This window comes from Amycolatopsis echigonensis (assembly GCF_014174495.1).
Classification (GTDB): domain Bacteria; phylum Actinomycetota; class Actinomycetes; order Mycobacteriales; family Pseudonocardiaceae; genus Amycolatopsis; species Amycolatopsis echigonensis.
Genome location: NZ_JACJHR010000029.1, coordinates 1 through 25,360 on the forward strand (window position 1 = coordinate 1; position 25,360 = coordinate 25,360).

Sequence of the window (25,360 nt, forward strand, 5' to 3'; positions counted from 1 at the left end):
CTGCCCCCGCCGGTGCGAACGCCGCCGTCCTTCTCCGGAATGTCCTTTGAGGACAGTTTGACGCTGAACGGGGTCGGGTGATCGGGCAGTGCGGACGCCTGCGCGGACGCCGTGGCGCCGGTGCCGCCCGGACCGCCGCTGACCGTGCCGCTGGCGTTGCCCGCGTTGCCGCCGGTGCCCCGGGCGACGGCGAGGTTCGGCACCGGTTTGGCGGTCTCGGCCTGAGCGGTCCGCTGCAGGCCGACGTAGGCCCCGGCGAGCCCCGCCCCCAGGATGGTGGCAACCGCCACGGCACCCAGCCGACGGCTCGCCCGCTGAGCGGAGCGTGACTTTGCGTTCACCACGGAGACCAAGATAGCGAAGTTGTTAAGCCGAATGAGTGAGTGTGCCCGATTAATCCGATGACCAGGGTAGAAACTGACGCCGCCGATACGCGGCGTTCGGGTGTGATCACGGATTGCTCTCGGTGCGCAGGCGTTTCGCCTAGGAAGCTGGGCCATTCGGCGGCAGGGGCCGAATTGTGGGAGCGGCTCCCGATCAGCGGGACACCCACGAGTCCATGCACTCAGAGTGGCGTCGCACCGCGGTGGGGCTGAGCCCGGTGACGGCACCTATGTGTGGAGCGGTAGCGCCACCACGAACCGGGGGTTCGCGCCCTGGTTCGCTCTCCCCCGCTGCTCGTGCGTTTTCTGCCCGTCGCAAGGGCTGACCGGCTAAGGGGCTGGGCCGCGAAGCCCAGCCCCTCGAGCCTCAGGCCACCTTGGGCGTCGCCCGCGCGCCGAAGTGCAGGTACGGCTCGCCCGTCGGCAAGGTGTAGAACAGCACCGGCGTCCAGAACTGGCCGCCCGGCATGCGGCACACGAACAGCGTGTTCGAGACCGCCTCCAGGTCGAGTTCCTGAGACTTCTCCGGCATCAGCTCCGCCAGCGCTCCGGTCGTCGTGTGGATCAGGCGCAAGCCGCCCTCGCGCTCCACCACCTCGATGTGCGCGCCAGCCCGTTCGTACACGCCCAGGTGCCGGCTCGCGTCCACGGTGACCGGCGTGGCCGGGGGTTCAAGCGGACGCGGCATGGCGACGTCGGCGAGTTCGGCGAAAATCTCCCGGTACAGCTCGACATACAAGTCGCGCACGTGTCCGCCGTTCGTCAGCAGCGTGACGGCGAGGCCCGCGTCCGGCAGCAAGCGCAGGAACGCCGACTGGCCGATCGTGTTGCCGTCGTGGCCGATGACGCGGCGGCCGCCCCACTCGTCGCGGATCCAGCCGAGGCCCCACGAATCGCCGAGGGTGTGTTTGTCCGGGACGTCGGCCTGCTTTTCCGCCATGGCCGCGGCCGATTCCGCCGACAGGATCCGCGTGCCGTCCGCGGTCAGGCCGCCGGTGAGGTGCAGGCGGGCGAAGGCGAGGACGTCCGCGGCACGCGCGGTGATCAGCCCGGCCGGCCCGGCCGAGCGGGGCAGCTGCCAGACCGGAGCCGGAGTCGGGTCCCCGCCGTCCGCGTCGACATGTCCGACGGCGGCGCGGAACAGCAGCGCTTCCTCCGGCAGCGTGACAGTGTGCGTGAGGCCAAGCGGAGCGTACAGCTTGTCCCGCAGCGCGGCGTCCCAGGTCTTCCCGGTCAGCTTCTCGATCACCCGGCCCATCAGGACGAAACCCGAGTTGCAGTAGGAGAAAGTCGCGCCGAGAGGATGGTTTTGCGCGGCGTCCTCGAGCAGATCCACGAACTTCTCGACGCAATCGTCGCCGCGGCCGGTGTCGGTGAAAATGTCGCCGTCGATGCCGCTGGTGTGCGTCAGCAGATGCCGCATGGTGACGCGCTTGGCCACCTCCGGATCGGACAGGCGCAGTTCGGGCAGCACGTCGATGATCGGCGCGTCGAGGTCGAGCAGGCCCTCGTCGACGAGCTGCATCACCACGGTCGACGTCCACACCTTGGAGATCGAGCCGATCTGGAACAGCGAGTCCTCGGTGACCTCGACGCCGGTCGTCTTGCTCAGCACGCCGTGGGTCGCGAATACCTCCTCGCCGGTGTCGACGCGCAGGATTCCCAGCGACGCACCGGGAACGTCGTGCTTGCGCGCCAGTTCCGCCAGCCGTCGGCTCCAGTGCGCGGCGTCGATCGGCACTCGCGAGCCCGCGTACTGCTCGACCCAGTCGACCACGCGCTGGTTGTAGTCGGCGCGGTGCGACGGCGGACCGTCCAAAATGAACAGATGCGCGCCGCCTGGGTACAGCACCAGCCGGGACGGCACGTCGCGCTCGCGCAGCGCGGTGAACCACTGCTCGGCCTGGCCCACCGGGCACCGGACGTCTTCGCCGCCCTGCAGGATCAGCGTCGGCGTGCGGACCTGCTCGACCTGCGCGTGCGGCGACGACTTCTCGTACTTGCCCCACGAGAGCCCGGCGAATTCGTTGACTGCCATGAAATGCCCGCCGTCGGACGTGCCGGCCAGGCTGGTCAGGTCGCTGACCACCCCACCGGCGACCGCGGCGGCGAACCGGTCGTCGCGGCTGGTCAGGTAGCAGGTCATGTAGCCGCCGTAGCTGTACCCGGTGACGGCGAGCCGGTCGGGGTCGGCGAGGCCCTCGGCGACGAGCTGGTCGATCGGTTCGAGGAAGTCCGGCGCGTCCGCGTGGCCCCACGCGCCGATCGCCGCGGTGTAGAACGCTTCCCCGTAACCGTCGCTGGCGCGCGGGTTGATCAGCAGCACTGCCCAGCCGCGGGCGGCAAGGGTCTGGTGGTACAGGTGAATCGCGTCCGCGGCACCGTTCCAGGCGTTGTGCGGACCGCCGTGGATGTCGATCAGCAACGGCTGCGCGCCAGTGCGTTCGGGGTCCCGGATGAGCCAGCCCTGCACGACCGTGCCGTCGCTGATGGTGAATTCGCGCGATTCGCGGGTGAACAATTCCACTTCGGACACTGTCTCGCCGTGCTTCGTGCGCACGTCGACCGACCCGGTGGCGCGGTCCAGGACGGCGATCTCGCCGAAGGAATCGGCGGTAGCCAGCACAATCGCGGCCTGGTCGCCGACCAAGTCCACTCCGGACACCACGTTGCCGTCGCCGGTCAGCACCGCACGCGGTTCGCCACCGGCAAGGTCCACTTCGTACAGATGAGTGCAGCCGCGGTCGCGGATCGCGAACAGCACGACGTCGCCCGCCGCGGTCAGCTGCGGCAGCGCGCCCGGGTAGCCGGGGCCGCCGGGCATCACGTTGCGGTCGAGGCTGGCGGCCAGGTCGACCGTCTCTCCGCCGTCCAGCGGAACCCGCAGCAGGCCGAGGTGGCCGGTGGCGGTGTCGGTGCGGCCGACCACCAGCAGCGCCTTGCCGTCCTTGGTCCAGCCGGCCGAGCCCGCCATGCCTTGGTCGGTGCCGACCAGCCGCGGTTCGGCGTTCCGCTCGGTGACGTCGAGGACGTAGGCGGCGGACCGGAGGGTGAGATCGGCGTCGTCGTCCAGCGCGGCGGTGAACGCCACGTGCGTGCCGTCGGGCGACCAGGCAGGTTGACCCGCGTGCCAATCGCCGAAGGTGCGCTGCTGGACTTCGCCGGTGGCGACGTCGAGGACGTGCACGTGGCTGCGGAGAGTCTTCAGCAAGCCGGAACCGTCGGACTTGTAGTCCAGCCGCTCGGCGACGATCGGCTTGTTCGCCGGCGGCTCTTCGACAATCGCGGCGAGGTCGACCGCCGCGGAGAACGCGATCTTGCTGCCGTCCGGGCTCCACACCGGTGCTCCCGCGCCGAGCGGAAGCTTGGTGAGCTGCTCGGCTTCGCCGCCGTCCGCCGGGAGGACCCAGACCTGCGGCGGGCCGTCCTGGGCGCGCAGGAAGGCGAGCCGGGAACCGTCCGGAGCCCATTTTGGCGCGGTGTCGGCGTTTCCGCGCGTGAGCTGGCGAGCCTCGCCGGAGGAGACGCCGACCGTCCACAGCGCGTCGACGTTCCGGTCCTCCTCCCGGTCCGCGGTCCGGAGTACGTAGACGATCCGGCTGCCGTCCGGCGAGAGCGCGGGCTGGCTGGGCGCGGCGAGGTCGTACAGGTCATCGATGCCGAGACGGCGGGTCATACGCTGGCTCCTTGGGAGATCGCGGGCTCGTGGCCCTCTGATTCGGAGAAGTGGCAGGCCGCGGCGTGCTTCCGGGGCGCGGCGTCCTCGGCCGGATCGGCCCGGAGGCAGATCTCGCGGTCGCTCCGCACGAGCGGGCCGACCGGGCAGCGCGGGTGGTACCGGCATCCGGCCGGCGGATGGTGCGGGTCCGGCGGTTCCGCGTCCGCGGTCGCGCCGGGGTCGAGGTCGAACAGCGGCTTGTGCGCCGAGGGAGCGGCGTCGAGCAGGTCACGGGTGTAGGGATGCTGCGGATCGGTGAGCACCTGTGCGGCCGGTCCCGCTTCCACGATCCGGCCGAGGTACATCACCGCGACGAAATCGCTGAGGTAGCGGATCACGGCGAGGTTGTGCGAGATGAACAACATCGACAGGTCGAACTGCCGTTGCACGGACCGCACGAGGTTGAGCACCGCGCCCTGCACCGAAACGTCGAGCGCGGAGGTGATCTCGTCGGCGATCAGCGCCTCCGGCCGGCCCGCGAGCGCCCGGGCGAGCGCGACGCGTTGCCGTTGCCCGCCGGACAGCTGCCCCGGCAGGTGCGTGGCCCGTTCGGGATCGAGGTTGACCAGTTCCAGCAGCCGGGCCACCTCGGCTCGGCGGTCCGTCCCGCGCGGCATGGCTTCGGCGATCGACTCGCCGATGGTCATCCGCGGGTTGAGCGAGGAATACGGATCCTGGAACACCATCTGCAGCGGGCGTCGGCGCGGCAGTTTCCGCACGTCCACGCCGCCGAGCAGCACTCGTCCCGCGCTCACCGGCGACAATCCGACGGCCGCCCGGGCGAGCGTCGACTTGCCCGAGCCGGATTCGCCGACCAGGCCGACGACCTTGCCCGCCGGGACGGTCAGCGAAACGCCGTCCACCGCGGTGAGCCCGCGCCGTCCGCCGTACCGGACGCTGACCGAATCGAAAACCAGTTCGCTCATTCCGCACCTCCGGCGGCGGTCGCGCCGACTGCTTCCGACAGTGCCGCATCCGGGTGCCAGCACGCCACCCGGTGTTCCGGCGCGAGCACGGTCAGTTCCGGGTCTTCCTCGCGGCACCGGTCGGTCGCCACCGGGCACCGGCTCGCGAACGCGCAGCCGGACGGCATCTGGTCCGGCTCCGGAGGGCGGCCGGGGATCACCGCGAGCGGCGCGTCCGGGTCCGTTTCCAGGTCGAGCGTCGTGGCCAGCAGCGCCCGCGTGTACGGATGCCGCGGCGCGAGGTCCGGTCCGGCGGCGGGCAGATCCTCCACGATCCGTCCGGCGTACATCACCAGAATCCGTTCGCACGTCTGAGAAACGACCGCGATGTCGTGGCTGATCAGGATGATCGCGGTGTCCCGTTCGGCCCGGGTCTGGGCCAGCAACCGCAGCAATTGCCGTTGCACGGTCACGTCCAGCGCGGTCGTCGGTTCGTCGGCGATGATCAGCCGCGGGTCGCCCATCAGGCCCATGCCGATCATCGCGCGCTGCCGCATGCCGCCGGAAAACTCGTGCGGGTACTGCTTCGCCCGCCGTTCCGCGGCCGGGATGCGGACCGCGCGCAGCCGGTCGACCGCCCTCTCGAACGCCTTGGCCCGGGAAAGCCCGTGGTGCTGTTCGGAAACCTCGGCGAGCTGGCGGCCGATCCGCCGGGTCGGGTTGAACGACGTCATCGGGTCCTGGAACACCATCGCCAGCGACGTCCCGAGCAGCGTCCGCAGTTCGCGCTCCGGCGTCGTGAGCACGGGAGTCCCGGCGAAGTCCAGCCGGTCCGCGGTCACCGAGCCGGGCGCTTCGATCAGCCGCGACACCGCGAGCCCGGTCAAGCTCTTGCCCGAACCGGATTCGCCGACGACCCCGATCGCCTCGCCCGCCCGCACGGTGAAGCTCACGCCGCGCACCGGAACCGTCCAGCCGGTCGGCCGGGGGAAGGCGACTTCCAGATTCTCGACCACCAGCACGGCGTCGTCCGCAGGTGAAGAATCCACTTTGGACTTGCACAGGACCCGGGGAGCGAGTCGCGGCAACCGCGTCCGCACGCCGATCACTCCGGCGACGGTCTCACCGAACAGATTGAACGCGAGCCCCGCGAGGACCACCGCGACGCCGGGCGCGAGCGCCGCCGCCGGGTTGACGTAAATGCCGTTGAGGCCTTCGTTGAGCAGCCGGCCCCAGTCGTACTCAGGGGCCTGCACGCCGATCCCGAGGAACGACAGCCCGGAGAACGCCAGCAGCGCACCGCCCGCGCCGATCGTCGCGTTGATCGCCAGCGGCTCGCCGATGTTCGGCAGGATGTGCCGGAACAGCAACCGGATCCGGCCCACTCCGGCGACCCGGGCGGCGGACACGAAGTCCCGCCCGGCCACCGAGGCCGACAGCGTCTGCGTCAGCCGGGCGAACTGCGGGGCCAGCGCGAATCCGATCGCCATCACCGCGCCTCGCGTGCCCACGCCGAAAATCACCGCGAAGAACAACACCAGCAGCAGCCCGGGGAACGCGACCGCGATGTTCACCGCCGCCGTCAGCAGCCTGCCGAGCGGCCGCGGCAGTACCGCGGGCAGCATGCCGAGCACCAGGCCGGTCGCGACGCCGAGCGCCGCGGCGATCAGCGCCAGCATGACCGAAAGCCGGGTCGCCACGAGCACGCGGTAGAAGATGTCGCGGCCCAGTTCGTCGGTGCCGACCAGATGCTCCGCCGACGGGCCCTGGCTGATCGCGTTGGTGTCGACCGCCGAAGCCGCGTCCTGCCACAGAATCGGGCCCAGCACCGCGACCGCGACCACCAGCACGAGCATGGCGGCCGCGAACGCGCCGAGCGGGGTGCGCAGGGCGGCCAGCCACTGGTGTCCGCGCCGTTTCGCCATCTCAGTTCTCCCGGATCGTCGAACGCGGATCGAGGACCGCCAGCAGCAGGTCCACGATGAGGTTCACCAGCAGCACGCCGATGCCGTAGACGAGCACGATGCCCTGCACCAGCGGGTAGTCCTTCTGAAGAATCGACTGCGAGATCGTCGAGCCGAGGCCCGGCCAGGAGAACACGTTCTCCACCAGCACGGTTCCCGCGACGAGGCTGGTGAGCATCAACCCGCCGAGCGTCAGCGTCGCGGTCAGCGCGTTGGGCAGCGCGTGGCGCAGGTAGACCAGCCGGGCGGGCAGCCGTTTCGCCCGCGCGGTGCGGACGAAATCGTTGCCCAGCACGGAAAGCGTCTCCACGCGGACGATCCGCGACAGTGTCGAGGTCGGGCCCAGCGCCAGCGCGATGACCGGCAGCACGAGCGAACCCGCGCCGTCGTGTCCGGCCACCGGGAACCAGCCGAGCTGCACCGCGAAGAACGCCACCAGCGCCACCGCGACCAGGAACTCCGGGATCGCGGCGAGCAGCACGGTGGTCGAGGTGAACCCCAGCTCGGCTCCGCGCCGCCGGCCGCCGCGGGTCAGCACGGCGAACGTCAGGCCGAGCGGGATCGCGAGCCCGATCACCACCACGAACGCGGGCAGCGCCAGCTGCAGCGTCGCTGGCAGCCGGTCCGAGATGACGTCGCTGACCGGCTGCCCGCTCAGCATCGACGTGCCGAAATCACCGCGGAAAAGCCCGCCGAAGTAGTCGAGGTACTGCTGCCACAGCGGATGGTCCAGCCCCAGCGCGGCCCGCCGGGCGTTGACCAGCTCGATCGGTGCGGTCAGCCCGAGCGCCGCGCGCACCGGATCGCCCGGGATCAGCTGGATCATCAGGAACGCCATGGTCACCAGCACCCACAGCGACACCACGAACCGCCCGAGGCGGCGGGCGCCGAAGGCCAGCCAGGGACTGACCTTCGGGCCCGCGACGGCGACAGTGCCCGTCATTCCCGTCATCAGGCGTACATCCGGATGGTCGTCGGCTTGAGGTAGCCGTTGACGATCTCGAACTTCGCGTTGTTGCCGTAGGTCGGGACCACCGAGTTCGCGAACTGCACCACATCCTGCTTCTCGAACAGCGCCGACTCGGCGGCCGTCCAGTCCGCACATCCCGCTTCCCCGGCCTGCGAGGCCGCCTTGGCGACCAGCGCTTCATACTGCGGGTTCTTGATGTGCGCGAAGTTCGTGCCCTGCGGCGGCTGCCCGCCAGAGACGAACGGCACCAGCTGGCTGGGCAGGGTGAGACCGAGCGGCGCCATCGAGATGTCCCACTCGCCGGTGGCGAACAGCAGCTGGCTGAGCCCCGGGCTGTCGACGCCCTTGAGCGTGACGTCGACTCCGACGCTCTTCCAGCCCTGCTGCATCAACTCCGCGCCCGGGGCCATCGTCGGACCGACCTGCGTGCCGTAAACCGCCGTCAGCGCGAGCCGCTTCCCGTCCTTCACGCGGATGCCGTCCGGTCCCGGTTTCCAGCCCGCGGCGTCGAGCGCCGCCTTGGCCGCGGCGACGTCGAAGCCGGGGATCTTCCCGGTGACCGAATCGCCGTCGCACGGCCGCGGTTCGATGGTGACCATGCCCTTGACCGGCGCGCTGCCGTCCCGGGTCAGCACCTTCGCGACCTGCGGAAGGTCGACCGCCTGCACCAGCGCGCGGCGCACCGCCTGATCGGCGCCGACCCGGCCGGGCGCCTGGTTGAAGAACAGCTCGCCCAACGGGGCGACCATGTCGGAGTGGAACAGCCGCTGCGCCCGCAGCCGCTGCTGGTCCTGCCCGTTGATCGACGCGGCGTTGACCTCGCCGGACAGCAGCAGGTTCGACGACGTCGTCATGTTCGGGATGACCCGGATGGTGACCTTGTCCGGCAGCCCTTTCTGCTTCGAGTCGAACTGGCCGGCGCCCCACGTGTAGTCCTTGCGCCGGGTCAGCGTGTAGTGGTCGTTCGGGACGATCTCGGACATGGTGAACATGCCGGTGCCGTTTTCGCCCTTGGCGAGCGTCTTCCGGTCGGCCAGCCCCTTGGCGCAGACGATCGGCAGTCCGGAGAGGTTGCGGAGCAGGAACGCGTCCGGAGACCCGCTGGTGATCTTGACGGTCCCCGCCGCGGTGTCGCCGACCGCCTTCGTGCCCGTCGTCACCGTGACGCCGGCGAGCGGGGATTTGTTCGCCGGGTCGCCGACGTAGTTGATGTTCGCCGCCACGTCGGACGCGGTCAGCGGACTCCCGTCGGCGCAGGTGATGCCCTTGCGCAGGGTGAAGGACGCGGTGGTCGTGGTGGCTTCCCACTTCTCCGCGAGCGCCGCCTCCGGCTGCCCCTTGGAGTCGAGATTGATCAGGCTGTCGTAGAGGAACCCGTCGAGGTTGCGGGCGACCGAGAGCACGGTGATCGCGGGGTCGAGCGTTCCCGGATCGGTCGGGATGGCATAGGTGAAAGTCTTGCCGTCGACCAGTTTCTGGTTCGCGGTCCGGTCCGTCCCGGATTGCGCTGATCCCCCGCACGCGCTCACGGTCAAGGCCACCACGCCCGCCATCGCGGCGGTGAGCCGGGCAGTTTTCATGGGATTTCTCCTACGGGGTCACGCTGTGGAGGTGGTCGACAGCCAGCCGGGCGGCGGCGCCGATGGACGCGTCGACCGCGGGAAGGCGGTCTTCGAGAGAGTGCGCGCGAGTGAACACCGCGACCGCGAACCGACGGCCGTCCCCCAAGGTCACCACGCCTGCTTCGTTGCGGATTCCGGGCAGCGTCCCGGTTTTCGCCGCGACCCGAACGCCGGACGGGAAGCCCGACGACAGCCGGTGCGGCCAGATCTGCTGCGCCATGATCGTGCGGACCCGTTCGCAGGCTTCGGGTTCGCCCGCCCGGTCGGTCCAGATCGCGTCGAGCAACGCGGTGATCTCGCGCGGCGTCGACGACGTGGTGCGTTCCGGATCCCGGACCGAAAGTTTGTCCAGCTGCTCCGGAGTCGCTTCGCCCAGCAGCGCTTCGAGATCGGACTCCGGGGTGCCGCCGAGATCGGAGACGACGGACGCGAACAGGTCCTCGCAGCAGCCGATCAGCCGGGTGCGGGCGAGCCCGAGGCCGGCCAGCACCCGGTCGATCGTTTCCTGGCCGAGCCGGTGGTAGAGCACGTCGGTCGCGGCGTTGTCGCTCATCGTGAGCATGAAGTGCGCGAGGTCGCGCCAGCTCATCTCGACGTCGTCGGCGCAGCCCGCGGTGCCGATGCCGCCGATCCGGTACCGCGCGGTCACCAAGGTCCGTTCAGTGTCGTCCAGCCGTCCGGCGGCGACCTCGCGGGCATAGGCGAGCGCCACCGGGATCTTGAACACCGACGCGAGGACGACCGGATCGTCTCCGCCGGCCGACACTTCGGGGCCCGGCACGCCGATTTCCCTGGCGTGCAGGAATCCTTCCGCGCCAGCGTCGGCGAAGACAGCTTCGATCTGTTCGCGGATCCCGCTCACTGGGAGACCCGCCGGTCCGCGCGTCCGGTGTGGAGGAACTGGGCGCGACCGTTCCCGTCGTCGCCGACGAACGCGTGTGCCAGGTAGACACCGGGAAGCTGCTCGGTTTTGGCGACGAACGTGTCGCCCTGGCAGGGCAGCAGTTCTTCCCTCGTCGGAGGCGCGCTGCTGAGTTCGGCGAAGATCCCCTTCGGGGTACGCGTCATCCAGAGCTTGCCGTCCTCTTCGACGACGACCGTGTCGGCGACCATCGACGAGTACTCGCCCACGTACCGGGACAGCTCGGCCGGCGCGGCGGCGGGGTTCGGCTCAGGCAGCGGCGGGACCGTCACGCCGGCGAGTTCGTCCAGCAGCTTGGTGTAGATCTCGTGGTACACGTGGATCGGATTGCCGCCGTTGGTCAGCAGCGCGACCGCCACCCCGCGCCCGGGCACCACGCGCAGGAACGCGGACTGGCCGATGGTGCCGCCGTCGTGGCCGATCACCTTGCCGCCGTCCCAGTCGAAGAGCATCCAGCCGAGACCCCAGTGGGACGACATGATGCCGAGGGACGGCACCTCCACCTGGGGTTCGCGCATCGCGAGCAGCGACTCCGGCAGCACGACCTGGGCGCCGTCGTCGGCCTTGCCGTCGTTCAGGTGCATCCGGACGAACGTCAGCAGGTCGCGCGGGCGCATCGCGAGCGTCGAACCGGCCGGCGAGTTCGAGCGGGTGAGCGCCCAGACCGGCGCGGGCACCGGATCCTCGCCCGGCTTCGGCGAGACGTGGCCGATCGCGGCGCGGTAGCGGATGGCGTCGTACGGACCGGACGCCGCGTGGGTCAGGCCGAGCGGCGCGAAGAGGTGGTCGCGCACGCAATCGTCCCAGCACTTGCCGCGCAGCACCTCGATGACACGGCCGAGCACGCAGTAACCGGCGTTGTTGTAGGAGAAGCGCTCGCCCGGCGGGAAAAGCTGCGGCACGTCGGACAGCGTCGCGACGAGCTTCTCCACGCAGTCGTCGCCGGGTCCGGTGTCGGTGAAGATGTCGCCCTCGAAACCGGCGGTGTGACAGGTCAGCTGGCGGACGGTGATCGCCGCCGCGGACTCGTCGTCGCCGAGCGCGAACTCCGGCAGGTAGTCGCGCACCGGCCGGTCGAGGTCGAGCTTGCCCTCGTCGACCAGTTGCATGGCCAGCGTGGTCGTCCACACCTTGGTGATCGACCCGATCTGGAACACCGAGTCCACAGTGGACTCCACGCCGGTGCCCAAGTTGACGACGCCCGCCGCGTGGTCGATCACCTCGCCGTCGGCGAGCACCGCGATGGCGGCTCCGGGGACCTGATGCTTGGCGAGCAGAGCGGCGAAATTCTCCTGAAGCCAGGTCTCGATTTCGGAAATTTTCGACATGTGCACCTTCTGTCCGGGGGATGGTGGACCGGCGTTTCGGAAATGCTAGGGCGGTGGCGTACGTCACTTGTTCGTCCGGACCGAGGAGAGCGCGGGGAAAGTTCCTCCGCTCCGACGAATCACGCCGTGCGCAGCGACTCCACTGCGGTCGCCGCGGCGAAACCGATGAACGCGTCGCGCTCGGGCACCCGGGAACGGGAATCCTCGGCGCGGGTGAACACGGCGACCGAGTACCGGCCGCCATCCGGGTACTCGACCACGCCGACCTCGTTGCGCACGGCGGGCAGAGTGCCGGTTTTGCCGCTGGTGCGGATCGCGTCGTCCGGGAATCCGGAACGCAGGCGATGCGGCCAGACCTGCAGTTCCATCCAGCGGCGAACGTCCGCGCACGCCCCCGGGTCGGCCGCTTCGTCACGCCAGATCAGTCCCAGCAAGCGGGTCATTTCGGCGGCGGTGGTGCGGCAGGACTTTTCCGGTTGCAGCGCACGCAACCCGGAAACCTGTTCGTAAGTCAGTTCGGCGAGTGCCCGTTCGTCGTCCTCGTAAGAGATTCCGAGATCTTCGCCGATGGTGGCCAGCAGTTCGCCGCAGTCTTGGGGCACGACGGTTTGCGTGAATCCGAGGCGCCGCAACGTGTCATTCACCGCGTCCTTGCCGACCTCGGCGAGAATCAGATCGGTGGCGACGTTGTCGCTGATTCCCATCATCAGAATCGCCAAGTCGTGCCACGACATCAGGACTTCGTGGCGGAAGGTGGCGAGGCCGTACGGACTCGGCGTCGGATGCCCGGGCTTGACGGCGACACGGGTGCCGAGATCGAGCTTTCCTTCGGCGGCCTGGCGGGCCAGCTCCAGCGCGATCGGGACCTTGAACACCGACGCGGGGACGACCGGGACGTCCTCGCCGATGCCGAGACTGCGAGTGCCGTCGACCTCGGCGGCGTGCAGCCGGACCTCGACGCCGACCTCCTCGGCGCGGCGGGCGATCGTTTCGGATGCGGTGGCCATGACCCTCCTGTCTACTGTGGACTTTCCAGGGAGCAGGCAGGAAGTTCTTGCCGCGACCGGGAAACCTCGCTGTTCCGGCCTGCCGGTTTCCATTGTCCTTGGCTGGGCGGGGCCTGGGGTTGGTGCGATGGCAGGAAGGTCGCCCCGCGTTTCCCGTCAGGAGAGCAAGACGGGATCAGACCTCTTCCGGTTTCTCGATGCGCGGCAGCAGATGCAATTGCACCATCGCCGCGAACCGGTCGCCCGGGTCGTCGAGGTCGATTCCGCCGACTTCGGCGAGCCGGCGCAACCGGTACCGGAACGTGCTCGGATGCACGTACGCCGCCGCCGAAGCCGCACTGATGTCCCCGAACGAATCGAGCCAGCACCGCAACGTGTGCACCAGCTGGGACTGATGTTTGGTGTCGTATTCCAGCAGCCGCGCGATCGGCCCGGTCGCCACGTCGCCGCGAGCCGCGGAAAGATCGGCCAGCTCCAGCATCAACGCCTCGATGTGCGCGTCCTCGGAGGTGATCACCCGCTTCGAGCCGCCGTTGGTGAGCAGCACGCGCAACGCCCGGTCGGCTCCGTCCCGGGACGCGCGCAGCCCGGATCCGTCGAGCGCCAGCGGGCCGATGCCGATCGCCGCGGCGACCCGGCGGCCAGTGCGTTCCAGGAAGGTCGACGCGACGCGCACCGAGCGTTCGCGGCAGTCGCCGTGGTTCCCGGGCATCGGGACGATGCCGTACGCGACGTCGCCGACCAGCGCCACCGCCGAGCGGGGCTGAACCGCGCTGAGGTGCATGGCGAACGCGTCGGCGACCCGCTGGCGTTCCGTGACCAGCCGGAGGTCGTCGTCGGGTGCCTCCAGCAAACCCATGGCGAGCACGATGGTGGGCTGTCCCAGCAACCCGAGGCGAGCGATGGCTTCCTGCGCGCCGGAGCCGCCTTCGAGCGCGGTGCTGACCAGGTCAGCCCGCAGCCGTCGTTCGACGTCGGCCCCCGCGCGGAGCCGAAGCATATGCAGCGCAACGATTTTCGAGGCGTCGACCAAGGCCGCGGTTCGTTCTTCGCTGAGCTCTTGGTCGACAGCGGCCCAAATCGACCCGAGCACCTCGTCCCCGGCGCGCACCGCGACCGCCACGCGCGGCACAGCGATTTTCTCGTCGTAGCCCTGTCCCGGGTAGACATAAACCGGGCCCTGGTCCCGGTACAGCCGCTCGAAAACGCCGTCCTTCTCGAGCTCGCGCGTGAACCGTTCGGGCACCTGGCGGCCGAGGATCGTCTCGACCCGCGAGGGGTCGGCTTCGTCCTGGCGGCCGGAGAACGCGAGCACCCGCGAGTTGCGGTCCTCGATGGTGACCGGTGCGTCCAGCAGCGCGGCGATGGCGTTGGCGAGCGCGAAAAGATCGCCGGACGGCATCCCGCCGAGCGTCTGCGGGGAAACATCGCCGACGTCGCCCTCGGCTAACAGCGTGCGGAGCATGGCGGCCAGCTGTGCCCACGACGCGCCGCTGGCCAGCCCGAGCAGCGCGACGCCGGAGGAATGAGCCGCCCGCACGAGTTCCGTCGAGGCGGCGACCGGCGACCGCACGACCAGCGCGGTCGCCCCACGCGCGGCGACGGTGTGCATCAATTGCACGATCTCGTCGGATTCGCGCACTCCGACGCCGAGGACCACCGCCTGCGCCGGGAACTCCGCGTCGTCGTGCGGATCGTGGATCACCACGCCGCCGAGCTGCCGTCGCGTGTCGCGGCCGACGGCGACCGGTTCGAGGAGCACGTCCCCGAGCGCTTCGAGGACGCGTCCCAGACTCGTGTGCGGCTTGCTCGGCACCGGTGTCAGCACCCCCCGAAGGTAGATCCGGCCTCGTGCGGACCGGCTGGTCCGATTCGACCAAATCTACCTCCGGAATTCGTAGCGGGCTACGAACCGATCCACACCTTTGCCGTGGTCACCTCGTCCAGCAGCTCCGGAATCGGGGCCACGCCGAGGCCCGGTCCGGTCGGCACCGGCAGGTGCCCGCCGTCCAGGACGAACGGTTCGGTGATGTCGGTCCGGTAGAACCGGTCCGAGGCCGAGGTGTCGCCGGGCAGGGTGAAGTTCGGCAGCGAGGCCAGCGCGACGTTCGCCGCCCGGCCGAGGCCGGTCTCGATCATCCCGCCGCACCACACCGGGATCCCGTGCGCCGCGCACACGTCGTGCACCCGCCGCGCTTCCAGGTAGCCGCCGACGCGGCCCGGTTTGATGTTCACGATCTGGACCGCGCCCAGTTTGATCGCGTCCGCCGCCGCGCGCGCCGACACGATCGACTCGTCGAGGCAGATCGGCGTCTGGATCCGGCGGGCCAGTTCGGCGTGCCCGTGCACGTCCTCCTCTTCCAGCGGCTGCTCGATCAGCAGCAGGCCGAACGGGTCGAGCCGGGCCAGCTGCGGCGCGTCGCCGAGGGTGTAGGCGGTGTTCGCGTCGACCTGCAGCAGCACGTCGTCCCCGAAGCGTTCGCGGACCGCGCGCACCGGCTCGACGTCCCAGCCGGGTTCGATCTTCAGCTTGATCCGCACGTAGCCCTCGTCGAGGTAGCCGCCCACGACGTCGAGCAGCTGCGGGATGGTGTCCATGATCCCGACCGAAACGCCGCACGGCACGAAATCGCGCACCGATCCGAGTTCGGCGGCGAACGACCGCTCGTGCGCGCGAAGTTCGGCGTCGAGCACCGCCATCTCCAGCGCGCCCTTGGCCATCCGGTGGCCCTTGAACTTCGCCAGCAGCGGCGTGACCTTCGCCGCGGTCACGTCCTCCGCGGCCAGCAGCGCCGGGATCAGGTAGTGCCGCAGCACGTGTTCCGCGCCGTCGTTGTACTCCGACGAGTACAGCGGCCCGGCCATCGTCACGCATTCGCCCCAGCCCTCGCCGGCCGGCGTGACCGCGCGCAGCAGCAAAAGCTCGCGGACGGACTGGGTGCCGAACGAAGTCCGGAACGGGGCGACGAGCGGCATCTGCACCCGGCGCAGTTCCACACCGCTGAGTTTCACTGCTCCTCCTTGGAGATCACGTAAAAGCCGGCTCGGTCGAAGCCGGTCACCCGGCCGCCCGCGGCCATCAATCCGCCGAGCGATTCGCGCAGCGCTGACCGCCACGCATCCGCCCGGCTGGGGTCGGTGGTGCGCAAGCCTTCGATGTCGGGCGGGACGGCGACGAGCACCACCGGGCCGTCCGCGGAACCGGCGACCGGACCGCCGTCCGCGGCCACTTCGAGGGCCACTGCCGCGCCTTGGTCGAGCAAAGCCTTCGCGTCGGTGCGGATCGGCTCGCCGAACGCGGCGGTCCGCACCGACGGACTGGCCAGTTCCCACGACACCAGCAGCCGGTCGGTGTCGCCCGAACCGTTGATGCCGTCGGTCATCGGCCCGTAGAAATCCCGGAGATAACGCACCGGGAGCGCGCCGAGTTTGCCGAGGTTGAAATAGGCGTTGCGGCGCACCAGCGGATCGAACGTCCACTTGATCGCCGAGACGTCCTGTGCCAGCGCCCAGCCGCGCTGGTGCAATTTGAGCGCATACCCGATCCCGCGCCCCGCGCCGGCCTTCGAAACCCCCGCGATGTGACTGTGCAGGCTGCCTTTTCCGGGAGTGCCGAAAAAGCCGACGCACGCACCAAGCATTTCTCCGTCGGCAAACGCGCCCGCCACGTAATTCCCCGCCGACGACAGCGCGCGCAGCAGTTCCGTGTTGACCGGCCGGGCGCCTGGCGCGGACCGCCAGATCGTCTCGAACAGCACTCCGACCGCGGTCATTTCCGCGATCTCGGTGATTTCCCGGACTTCGACCCCCGACGCGGCGGCCGCCGCCCGCGCGGCCGCGACCGCCTCGTCGCACGTTTCCGCCGCGACGGGTCTTTCCGTGTTCATCGCAAGATTCGTCACGGGATGATCCTTTCCCGGCTTCCCCGCCGACGTCACCGTCGTGCTCGACCAGAATCGCCCGCCGGATTCGTCGGAACCGACGGACTCCCCTTCGTCAGCACGTTCTCCACCAAAGCGGCCAGCAACGCGGTCCGCCGCGGCAATTCCTCGACCAGGACATGTTCGTGATCGGCGTGCGCTCCGCCGCCGACCGCACCGAGACCGTCGAGCGTCGGCACGCCCAAACCCGCGGTGTAATTGCCGTCCGAAGCCCCGCCGACAGCCGCCTCGGTCAATTCCGGCAACCCGAGTTCCGCGGCCAGTTCCTTGGCCAGCCCGTACAACGCGGCCGAGGAGACCGCGTCCAGCGGCGGCCGGTTGATCCCGCCGCTGACCCGGACCTGTGCGTCGGTGAGCACCGGTCGCAACGCACGGACCTCACGATCGACGCGAAGCTGTTCTTCCTCGTCCCACACCCGCACGTCGACCTCAACCGCGGCCGCGGCGGGCACGGTGTTGACCGTGGTGCCAGCCGAAAGCACCGTCGGCACGACGCTGGTGCCCCGTTCCGGATCGGCGAGCGCGGCGACCGCGAGGACCTGATGTGCGATCTCGATGCCGGCGTTGATCCCCTTCTCCGGTTCGAGCCCGGCATGCGAGGCGCGTCCGGTCACCTCGATCCGGTAGTGGGAAACGCCTTTGCGCCGGGTCTTGATCGCTCCGCCATCCGCCGAAGCCTCCAGCACGAACGCCGCCGCGCAGCCTCGCGCCTCTTCCTCGATCAGCCCCCGCGACGACGGCGAGCCCAGCTCCTCGTCCCCGGTGACCAAAATGGACAGTCCACTTCGGTCGGGCAGGGAGGCCGCGACATGCAAGGCCATGACAACGCCGGTCTTCATGTCGAAGCAGCCCGGCCCGCGCAAGACGCCGTCTTGCACGGAAAACGGATGCGTCTCCAGCGAACCCATCGGCCAGACCGTGTCGTGATGGCCGAGCAGCAGTACCCGCGGCGGACCGGCACCGAACCGCCAGCGCAGGTGCGTCCGTCCATCCAGGACAATGCGTTCCGGCTCCACGCCGAGCAACGCCTTGCCGACACCGGTCAGCACGTCCGCGCTGTGCGCGACCGCGTCGAGGTCGGAGGACGGAGATTCGCAGCGCACCAGCGTTTCGATGTCGGCGAGCAGAGCGTCCACAGCGAACTCGGTCATCGCGGCTCACCCCGCAGCGGCTGGCCGGGGAACGCGTCGGTGAGCAGCTGCCCGTCGCGCACCACCGGAGTGCCCGCGACGAACAGGTGCCGGACGCCGACCGCGGGCCGGGTCGCGTCGAAATACGTTGCGGTGTCAGTGATCGTGGCCGGATCGAGGACGACGATGTCCGCGTCCGCACCGACGTTCAACCGGCCCTTCGTCCGCGCACCGGGCGCGACCTCGTCGAGCACCCGCGCCGGGAGATAGGAGCAGCGCCGGAACGCTTCCAACCAGGTCCAAACACCGGCCTCGCGCACCATCAGCCGCAGCGACTTCGAGAACGTGCCCGCCGTGCGCGGATGGGTGGCACCACCAGGCGGCAAAGGCCACTCGGTGGATTCGTTGGCCCCGTTTTGCCAGTACACCGGCATCGCGTCGCTCGCGACGATCGAGTCCGGGAAGGCCAGCGCCTGGTGCAGCAGGGTGCGGTCGGCCGGGTCTTCCTCGTCGAGGAACTCCAGGATGCAGGGCGCACCCGGCGTCTCGGCGCGGACCTGCAGCAACCGGCCCTCGTCCGCGATCCGCTCGCCGGTCTCCAGCAGGATCACCCGCGTCGGGTTGAGGCCCTTCATCTTCAGCCGCTCCGGCGAGATGAAAGCCGCGCCGACCGCGGTGCTGCCCGCGCCGTACGGATAGGCCTCGACGGTCACCCGCGACCCCGCGGCACGGCCCGACTCCAGCGCGGCGAGCACGCGGTCGATGTGCCGGCCGGAGGTGCTGTTGACGTGGCAGTGGTGCATCGCCGCGCCGGTCTCGGCCGCGACGATCGCGATCTCCTCGGACCCGTCGGCCGGCGTGCCCGGATCGACCTCGACCAGCTCGCGGACGTGCGTGTACGTCGGCGCTTCGGCCTGCTTGGCGAGCTTCGCCAGAGCCAGGAACTCGGCCGGATCGCTGGCCGGCGCGTATCCGAGCAGCACGCCGACGCCGAGCGCACCGGCCGCCAGCTCACCCTCCACAAGGGACAGCCAGGCGGCCAGCTCGGTCTTCGACGAGGACCGCTGCCAGGCCGGATTGCCGAGCACGGAGAGTCCGGTGTTGATGTTCGCGTCCGGTTCGATGCCGGCGAGCACCTTCGCCCGCGCGGAACCCCACGAGGCCGAGAAGCCGTAGTGCAGCGGACGCCCGGCCGCGGCGGCCTCGGCGTAAGCCCGTTCGACCGGCATCAACCCGGCCTCGAGGTCGAGGGCCGTCGTGACTCCGTCCATCGCCTGCAGCCGCTGACCGGCGATCGTGTGCACGTGGCTGTGCAGATCGATGAACCCCGGCCCGACGATGTACCCGGCGACGTCGATCTCTACCTGGTCGTCCGCACTCGGCAGTCCTGGTCCGACCGCGATCACTTCGCCGTCGGATACCAGCACGTCAGCTGTGCCGTCGAAGCCCGTAGCCGGGTCGATGACGCGACCGCCACGCAGCAGTGTCCGCATGCTTGCCTCCTCGCCTCGCTGCTGGCGACCCTAGGAGGTTTCCCGGACGGTCCGTTCGTGCGCGCGGACGAATCCGGGGCGGCAGATCTCTCCGCGCGCACAAACCGGAATTCGCTGGGCGGGGGTGCGCGGCGGCCCTAAGCTCGCGCACATGGCCTGCCGGATCACCGAACTCATCCTGGACTGCGCCGACCCGCAACGGATGGGCGATTTCTGGTGCGAAGTCCTCGGCTACGTCGAACTCGGCTGGGACGGCGACGACCTCGAGATCGGCCCGCCCGGAGCCGGTTTCGGCGGCCCGCAGCCGACGCTGATCCTCAGCCGCGGTACCGACCCGAAACCGGCGAAACTGCCGCTGCACCTGGACGTGAACCCGACCGACCGGGACCAGGACGCGGAACTGGAACGCCTGCTCGCGGCCGGCGCGCGACCCGCCGACGTCGGCCAGACCGGCGAGGAACCGTGGCACGTGCTGGCGGACCCGGAGGGAAACGTCTTCTGCCTGCTCCGCCGCCGGGTCGACCCGGTGTCCGGCTAACCTGGCGGGCGAACCTCAGGTCGCCGGATCAAGCGCGGTCAGGCGTTCGGCGGTGTCCCAAAGTTCCTGTTCGCGCCGCGGATCGTAGGACTCGTCCGAGGAGCGGGCCGCCTTGTCGCGGTCGACGTAGGAACCGGTCGGGGCTTGCGTGCCGCCCAGGACGACCTCGGCGAGGTAGCGGCCCGCATCGTCGCGATGGGTGCCGAACGGGGTGAAAGCCAGCAGCGGCAGGACTCTGCGCATCATGAAGCGGCCGATAGGCCCAGCGTTGCGGGCGAGACCAGTGGCGGGAACGAAACCCGGGTTGTAGGCGATGACGTCGACCCCGGCAGGCAAGCGGCGCGCGTACTCGTGCACCAGGTAGATCGCAGCCAGTTTGCTGGTCGAATACGCGGCACGCCCCGCGGCGGTGGTTTCGGGCTTGGGGAAGGCACGCGGGCGAGCGAGGACGTCGGGTGAGTCCCATGCAGGCCGAGGCACCATCCCCAGGTTGTGCGTGAAATCGCCGAAATGCGTGTCGCTGACTGTGACCACGATCCGGCCGCGGCCGCCGAAGCGGTCTTCGAAAGCGCGGACGAACACATGGTTGGCGAGCACGTTCACCATGAATGTTGACTCGATCCCCTCTGGGCCTTCGATCAGGTTGTCCGTGTACTGGACGCCCGCATTGCCCACGAAGTGGCGCAGCGGCGGCAGGTCACCGCGGTCGAGCCGGTGGCAGATCTCGGCAGCGGCCGATCGGACGCTCTTCAGCGAGTTCAAGTCCGCCACGACGTACGAGACGTTGCCGCTGAACTGCGAGCCGGTGGATTCGCGGGCGACGACAACCAGATGGGTGTCCGGCGACCGGCGCAGGATGTGCTCGGAGGCGATCCGGCCGATACCGCGAGTCGCGCCGGTCATCACGATGGTGTGCTGCATCGAAGTCTCCCTTGCTGGTCACTGCACACCGGAATTTCCTCGCACTCGCCGCCGCCAGCCAGTGGCTTGGATGTCCCTAGGACTGGCAGTACCCAGGCTCAACGATCGCCGCGCCGCCAGAATGGGCTCATGCCCGAATTCGGCGAGCTCCTGCACGGCTGGCGCGACCGGCTTTCACCTGTCGACGCCGGCTTCACCGCGACGGCCGGCAGGCGTGCGCCCGGACTGCGGCGTGAGGAGCTCGCGCAACTGGCCGGACTCTCGGTCGACTACGTCCTGCGTCTGGAGCAGGGCCGCGCGAAGAACCCTTCCGCCCAGGTCGTCGGCTCCCTCGCCCGAGCGCTGCAGCTCTCCCGGGCCGAACGCGACCAGCTCTACCGCAGCGCCGGACTCCTGCCGCCGCGCGACGGCACGATCAGCGCCCACGTTCCCGCGAGCATCCAACGGCTCGCCCTGCGCCTGGGCGACGTCCCGATCGGCGTGTTCACCGCGGACTGGACGCTGGTGTGGTGGAACGCCATGTGGTGCGCCCTGATCGGCGATCCCTCCGCGCTCCCGGTCGAGCAACGCAACCTCGCCCTAGCCTTGTTCGGCAATGGCCCGGCCCTGCCGCCCCTTGAGGCCGAACACGGATTCGACGCCTTCGAAGCGTCGATCGTGGCCGACCTCAAAGACGCCGTCTCCCGCTATCCCGCCGACGCCCGGCTCAATCGCCTCGTCCGAGATCTCCGTGCGGAATCGGAAGCCTTCGCGCGCCACTGGGTCACGGAGTCCGCTGCCCAGCACACGAGCGAGCAAAAGACGATCTATCACCCCGACGTCGGCGAGATCCGGCTTGACTGCGATGTCCTCCTGGCCCCGGGAGCAGACCTCCGCATGGTCACCTACACCGCGGCGACCGGCACCACCGACGCGGGGAAGCTCGACCTCCTCCGCGTCACCCGCGGTCAGGCCACTGGCTCCGCGCCGCAACGGGTGCAGAGCCCCGGCGGCCCAATGTGACAAGGCTGCCCAGCCACTCCCGGTAGCGGAACTGCCCGGTCCGGACCAGGTCGGCGGCGAACTCGAAGTCGTACCCAGCCTGACCACGCCGGACCCGGCCAGCCGAGGGCACGGGGAAATGCGTCGGAACGAAGACAGCGCCGCTGCCCGCCGCCTCATCCAGCAAAGCGCCCCGCACCCGCGCCGCCGCTCCCGGCTCGACGCAGTACCGAGTGCTCAGCTCCGGATGCCGGATCTGCACCCCGTGGTGCATCGTGTCCCCGGCGAGCAGGACGGTCCCGGCACTGCCGCGGACCCGCACGCACACGTTCCCCGGCGTGTGTCCGGCCGCGGGAACGAGTTCGGCGTGCCTGCCCACCACCGCGTCCGGAGCGACAAAACGAAGCTGTCCGGCCTGCTCGATCGGCAGGACGCTGTCGGCCAGGTAGTCACCGGTCCGGCGCATGGCCGCCCCACCGGCTTCACTCGACCAGTAACGGAACTCCTCCTCGACCACGAAATGCGGAGCGTGCGGGAAAACCGGTTCCCGCTGGGCAGTGGCAGCGCCGACGTGGTCGGTGTGCAGATGAGTGAACACGACCGCATCGACGTCCGCCTCCCGCAGCCCGGTCGCGAGGAACTGTTGCCTCCAGCGGTCCGGCAGCTGGTCGAACTCGGGCCGCTGACGGTCCTTCCCCGCCCCGACGCACGCGTCGACGACCAGCACCTCGTCCGCCGAGCAGACGAGGAACGACTGAATGACGAACACCAGCTTCTCCGCCGCCCGGTCGAACCACGGTTCCCGCGCGTACCAGTCGGCCAGATCCGGCTCGAGCCCCGGGAAGAACTCCCCGGGGTCGATCAGCAACCGGTCGTCCTCGATCAGGGGAACGACCGCGACGTCACCGAGATCGAACCAGTGCGCCATCGCGCTCCCTCCCAGCGGTCGAGCGCACCCGGCTCAGCCCCACCGCACAGGCGATCGCCACCAGCACGGGAACAGCGGTCACCAGCACGATCGTCTGGGCCGACAACGCCAGCGCGAGCAGCAAGCCCGCTACGCCCGGCCCGACGATGGACCCGATCCGCCCCAGCGCCGCGGCCCAGCCGACGCCGGTGGTGCGCGTGCTCGCGGGATAGATCGAGACCGCGAGGGTCAGCTGCCCGATCTGCCCAGCCGTGACCCCGAAACCGGCACCGGCCAGCAGCACGAACAGCAGAGTCTCGCGGACCGGCACCGTCGCGACGAGGACCATGCACACGGCCCCGATGGCGGGCATCAGGATCAGCGCGCGGGCGATCCCGATCCGCGCGGCCAGCGGGATGAGCACCAGGCCGCCCGCGATCCCGCCGAGGGTGAGGAACGCGAGTCCCAGCGGGGCCTTCCCGGCGGCGAAACCGTAGCCGGTGAGAAGCGTCGGGACCCAGGAAATCAGCACGTACGCGGTGATGAAGATGAGGAACGAGAACGCCCAGATGAGCGCGGTCGGAAGGCGCAGTCCCGGGCCGAACAGCCTGCTTACCTTGGCCTCCTGCTTCGCGCTGCTCTCCACGGTCGGTTCCCGCTTGGGCAGCACCATGGCCATCACTGCGGCCAGCAGCAGCGGAGCGAGCCCGGCGACGTAGAAGACCCCGGCGGACCCGACGCTGTGCAGCAGTTTGCCGCCGAAGAACCCGCCGAGGCTGCTCCCGGACGCGAGACCGAGGGTCACCGCCACCGAAACCAGCTCCCGGCGGCCGTCCGCGCTGTGCTTCGTCGCGAGGGAAACCCCGGCCGGCAGCACCAAACCCAGGCCGAGCCCGGTCACCAACCGGCTCGCGGCGAAGACCGGCATGGACTTCAGGTGCAGGATCGCGGCGGTCAGCACGGTCGCCGCCGCGAAGATCAGGACGCCGGTGAGCACCACGGACCGGGACCTCATCCGGGCTCCGACGTAACCCGCGGCCAGGTACCCGGCGACGACGCCGATGTTGGTCAGCACCAACGGCAACGTGAACGCGGCGGGTGCGGAAGCCCATTCTTTCGACAGCGTCGGGATCGTGAACGACAGAGCGGCGGTGTCGAAGCCGTCGAGAAGAACGGCGAAGAAGCAGAGCAGGACGACTGGCCAGTGGATGCCGGGCTTGCTCATGGCGTGTTCTCCAGTCCGTGAGAAGGATTCCCGATCCGGAATTTCTCGCCGAGCCGCGGGTCCGGCGAGCCGGAACGCGCGAATTCGGTCCACCACAAGCGCATCTGGGCACCGAGGCGTTCGACCTCGGTCCAGCTCGTTTCCCCCAGCATCGGGCTCCCGCGCCAGGATTCCGGCGTGCCCATCAGGAACGGCAGTTCGAGACAGTGGATCGCGCCGTATCCGCCGTGCTCTGGAGCCCAATCGAATTCGTACGAGTACACGGTTCCGCCGGCTTCGGCGTACTGCCGCGCCAGTTCGCGTGCCGGACGACCGAAAAGCGGCTCGGTCTGGTCCGCGATCGCTTGCCGGATCTCAGCGTCCTCGACGCCTAAAGCGAATGCCGTGCACTCTTGCGCCGTGTACCCGATCATCAAGTCCGGCAACGGGTCGGACCGGAGCATGGCGCCGTCGACCTCGATCCCGACCAGGCCGAACGGCGGCCGGGTCGACGCCGGGTCCTTCGCCGCGTTCCACCGGAGAGTCCGCAACTGCGCGGCGAGCAACTGGTCGGCCGAAGCAGTGGCCGGATTTCCGCCGACCGCGTCGACGAAATACTGGCCGATCTCCAGCGCCACAGCGCGTTCCTGGATGATCTCGGGAGCCGGAGAGCTCTGGACGATCGCCCGCCGGATCAGCGGACGGCTCGTCGGGTCCGACAACAACGCAAGCGTCGAAAGCGCACCAGCGGACTGGCCGAAGACGGTGACATTTCCCGGGTCGCCACCGAACGCAGCGATGTTGTCGCGCACCCATTCGAGCGCGAGCATCTGGTCCGCCAGACCGAGATTGCCCTCGCTGACGCCTTCGTGGACCAGGTAGCCAAACGCCCCCAGCCGGTAGTTGACCGACACGACGACCACGTCGCCGTCCGCGGCGAGCCTCCCGCCGTCGTACCAGGGAAGCGTGCCGCCGCCGCTCAGGAAGCCGCCACCGTGCAGCCACACCAGCACCGGACGCGCCCCGGTCAGCCCAGGCGTCGCGACGGCAAGGTGCAGGCAGTCCTCGGACTGGGGCGGTTCTCCCCGCGGCGGCCCCATCGCGGCTTCCAGGCGCGAGCCGAGCTGCGGGCAGATCGGGCCTGGCAGGAGGGCATCGACCGGCTCGGAATGCGGTGCGACCGGTCGCGGCGGCTGGAACCGTTCCGCGGTGCCGTAGCGCACTCCGCGGAACCGCAGCAGGCCGTCGTCGGTTCGAGCGCCGATGACCGGACCGGACGGCGGCTGGGCAGTGACAGGCGGGGATTCGGTCATCTCGGCTCTCCTTTGAGCGTGCGTCCGACGCCAGCCAGGAGACCGCCGTCGACCCGCAGTCAGGCTAAGAAAGTCCGGAATGCCTGACCAATGCTCTTTGCCGCCCGAGACAT

Annotated in this window: 19 protein-coding genes and 1 pseudogene; 2 read left to right on the plus strand and 18 right to left on the minus strand. The window is 69.8% G+C overall.

Annotated elements, in window-relative coordinates:
* The 14 genes and pseudogenes from H5411_RS20820 to H5411_RS20885 form a co-directional block, all read right to left on the minus strand.
* Nucleotides 1-290 (minus strand): annotated as a pseudogene (locus H5411_RS20820) (esterase); the annotation flags it as partial.
* A gap of 460 nt (nucleotides 291-750) precedes the next feature.
* Complete coding sequence (locus H5411_RS20825) at nucleotides 751-4,059, minus strand: serine hydrolase (RefSeq protein ID WP_183124741.1); 3,309 nt, start codon at nucleotides 4,057-4,059, stop codon at nucleotides 751-753.
* Complete coding sequence (locus tag H5411_RS20830) at nucleotides 4,056-5,027, minus strand: ABC transporter ATP-binding protein (RefSeq protein WP_101437695.1); 972 nt, start codon at nucleotides 5,025-5,027, stop codon at nucleotides 4,056-4,058. Before H5411_RS20830 ends, H5411_RS20825 begins: the two co-directional genes overlap by 4 nt.
* On the minus strand, nucleotides 5,024-6,931 hold the full coding sequence (locus H5411_RS20835) for a dipeptide/oligopeptide/nickel ABC transporter permease/ATP-binding protein (protein ID WP_183124742.1): 1,908 nt from the start codon (nucleotides 6,929-6,931) through the stop codon (nucleotides 5,024-5,026). The genes H5411_RS20830 and H5411_RS20835 overlap by 4 nt, the downstream gene beginning before the upstream one ends.
* A gap of 1 nt (nucleotide 6,932) precedes the next feature.
* On the minus strand, nucleotides 6,933-7,913 hold the full coding sequence (locus H5411_RS20840) for an ABC transporter permease (protein WP_183124801.1): 981 nt from the start codon (nucleotides 7,911-7,913) through the stop codon (nucleotides 6,933-6,935).
* A gap of 8 nt (nucleotides 7,914-7,921) precedes the next feature.
* Nucleotides 7,922-9,520 (minus strand): ABC transporter substrate-binding protein, encoded by a 1,599-nt coding sequence (locus H5411_RS20845; RefSeq protein WP_183124743.1) that lies wholly within the window; start codon nucleotides 9,518-9,520, stop codon nucleotides 7,922-7,924.
* A gap of 10 nt (nucleotides 9,521-9,530) precedes the next feature.
* Nucleotides 9,531-10,424: a serine hydrolase gene (locus H5411_RS20850; protein WP_183124744.1), complete on the minus strand. Its 894-nt coding sequence runs from the start codon at nucleotides 10,422-10,424 to the stop codon at nucleotides 9,531-9,533.
* Nucleotides 10,421-11,812: a serine hydrolase domain-containing protein gene (locus H5411_RS20855; RefSeq protein ID WP_183124745.1), complete on the minus strand. Its 1,392-nt coding sequence runs from the start codon at nucleotides 11,810-11,812 to the stop codon at nucleotides 10,421-10,423. The genes H5411_RS20850 and H5411_RS20855 overlap by 4 nt, the downstream gene beginning before the upstream one ends.
* A gap of 119 nt (nucleotides 11,813-11,931) precedes the next feature.
* The gene (locus tag H5411_RS20860; RefSeq protein WP_183124746.1) at nucleotides 11,932-12,819 is read right to left on the minus strand and encodes a serine hydrolase; all 888 of its coding nucleotides are present in this window, start codon (nucleotides 12,817-12,819) and stop codon (nucleotides 11,932-11,934) included.
* A gap of 175 nt (nucleotides 12,820-12,994) precedes the next feature.
* Nucleotides 12,995-14,647 (minus strand): PucR family transcriptional regulator, encoded by a 1,653-nt coding sequence (locus H5411_RS20865; RefSeq protein WP_183124747.1) that lies wholly within the window; start codon nucleotides 14,645-14,647, stop codon nucleotides 12,995-12,997.
* A 77-nt stretch (nucleotides 14,648-14,724) separates the two neighbouring features.
* Nucleotides 14,725-15,831, minus strand: coding sequence for an o-succinylbenzoate synthase (gene menC, locus H5411_RS20870; protein ID WP_183124748.1), 1,107 nt, complete (start codon nucleotides 15,829-15,831; stop codon nucleotides 14,725-14,727).
* Nucleotides 15,828-16,706 (minus strand): GNAT family N-acetyltransferase, encoded by an 879-nt coding sequence (locus H5411_RS20875; protein ID WP_183124802.1) that lies wholly within the window; start codon nucleotides 16,704-16,706, stop codon nucleotides 15,828-15,830. Before H5411_RS20875 ends, menC begins: the two co-directional genes overlap by 4 nt.
* 47 nt (nucleotides 16,707-16,753) lie before the next feature.
* On the minus strand, nucleotides 16,754-17,911 hold the full coding sequence (locus tag H5411_RS20880; protein ID WP_220817230.1) for a M20 family metallopeptidase: 1,158 nt from the start codon (nucleotides 17,909-17,911) through the stop codon (nucleotides 16,754-16,756).
* Nucleotides 17,908-19,383 (minus strand): amidohydrolase family protein, encoded by a 1,476-nt coding sequence (locus H5411_RS20885; RefSeq protein ID WP_183124749.1) that lies wholly within the window; start codon nucleotides 19,381-19,383, stop codon nucleotides 17,908-17,910. The genes H5411_RS20880 and H5411_RS20885 overlap by 4 nt, the downstream gene beginning before the upstream one ends.
* A gap of 151 nt (nucleotides 19,384-19,534) precedes the next feature.
* On the opposite strand from H5411_RS20885, the gene H5411_RS20890 reads away from it, so the two are divergent.
* A complete protein-coding gene (locus tag H5411_RS20890) occupies nucleotides 19,535-19,921 on the plus strand; it encodes a VOC family protein (protein ID WP_183124750.1) in 387 nt (128 codons plus the stop codon).
* A 15-nt stretch (nucleotides 19,922-19,936) separates the two neighbouring features.
* Here the strand turns inward: H5411_RS20890 and H5411_RS20895 are convergent, their stop codons facing one another.
* The gene (locus H5411_RS20895) at nucleotides 19,937-20,842 is read right to left on the minus strand and encodes an SDR family NAD(P)-dependent oxidoreductase (RefSeq protein ID WP_183124751.1); all 906 of its coding nucleotides are present in this window, start codon (nucleotides 20,840-20,842) and stop codon (nucleotides 19,937-19,939) included.
* A gap of 129 nt (nucleotides 20,843-20,971) precedes the next feature.
* Between H5411_RS20895 and H5411_RS20900 the strand changes: the two genes are divergently transcribed.
* Entirely contained in the window at nucleotides 20,972-21,844 is an 873-nt protein-coding gene (locus H5411_RS20900) for a helix-turn-helix transcriptional regulator (protein ID WP_183124752.1), read from the plus strand.
* On the opposite strand, the gene H5411_RS20905 is transcribed toward H5411_RS20900, so the two are convergent.
* Genes H5411_RS20905 through H5411_RS20915 form a run of 3 tightly spaced genes read right to left on the minus strand, consistent with a single transcriptional unit; the run spans nucleotide 21,780 to nucleotide 25,247 of the window.
* Nucleotides 21,780-22,751, minus strand: coding sequence for an MBL fold metallo-hydrolase (locus H5411_RS20905; RefSeq protein ID WP_183124753.1), 972 nt, complete (start codon nucleotides 22,749-22,751; stop codon nucleotides 21,780-21,782). The genes H5411_RS20900 and H5411_RS20905 overlap by 65 nt on opposite strands.
* A complete protein-coding gene (locus H5411_RS20910; protein WP_183124754.1) occupies nucleotides 22,726-23,955 on the minus strand; it encodes an MFS transporter in 1,230 nt (409 codons plus the stop codon). Before H5411_RS20910 ends, H5411_RS20905 begins: the two co-directional genes overlap by 26 nt.
* Entirely contained in the window at nucleotides 23,952-25,247 is a 1,296-nt protein-coding gene (locus H5411_RS20915) for a carboxylesterase family protein (RefSeq protein WP_183124755.1), read from the minus strand. Before H5411_RS20915 ends, H5411_RS20910 begins: the two co-directional genes overlap by 4 nt.
* Nucleotides 25,248-25,360 lie beyond the last annotated feature (113 nt).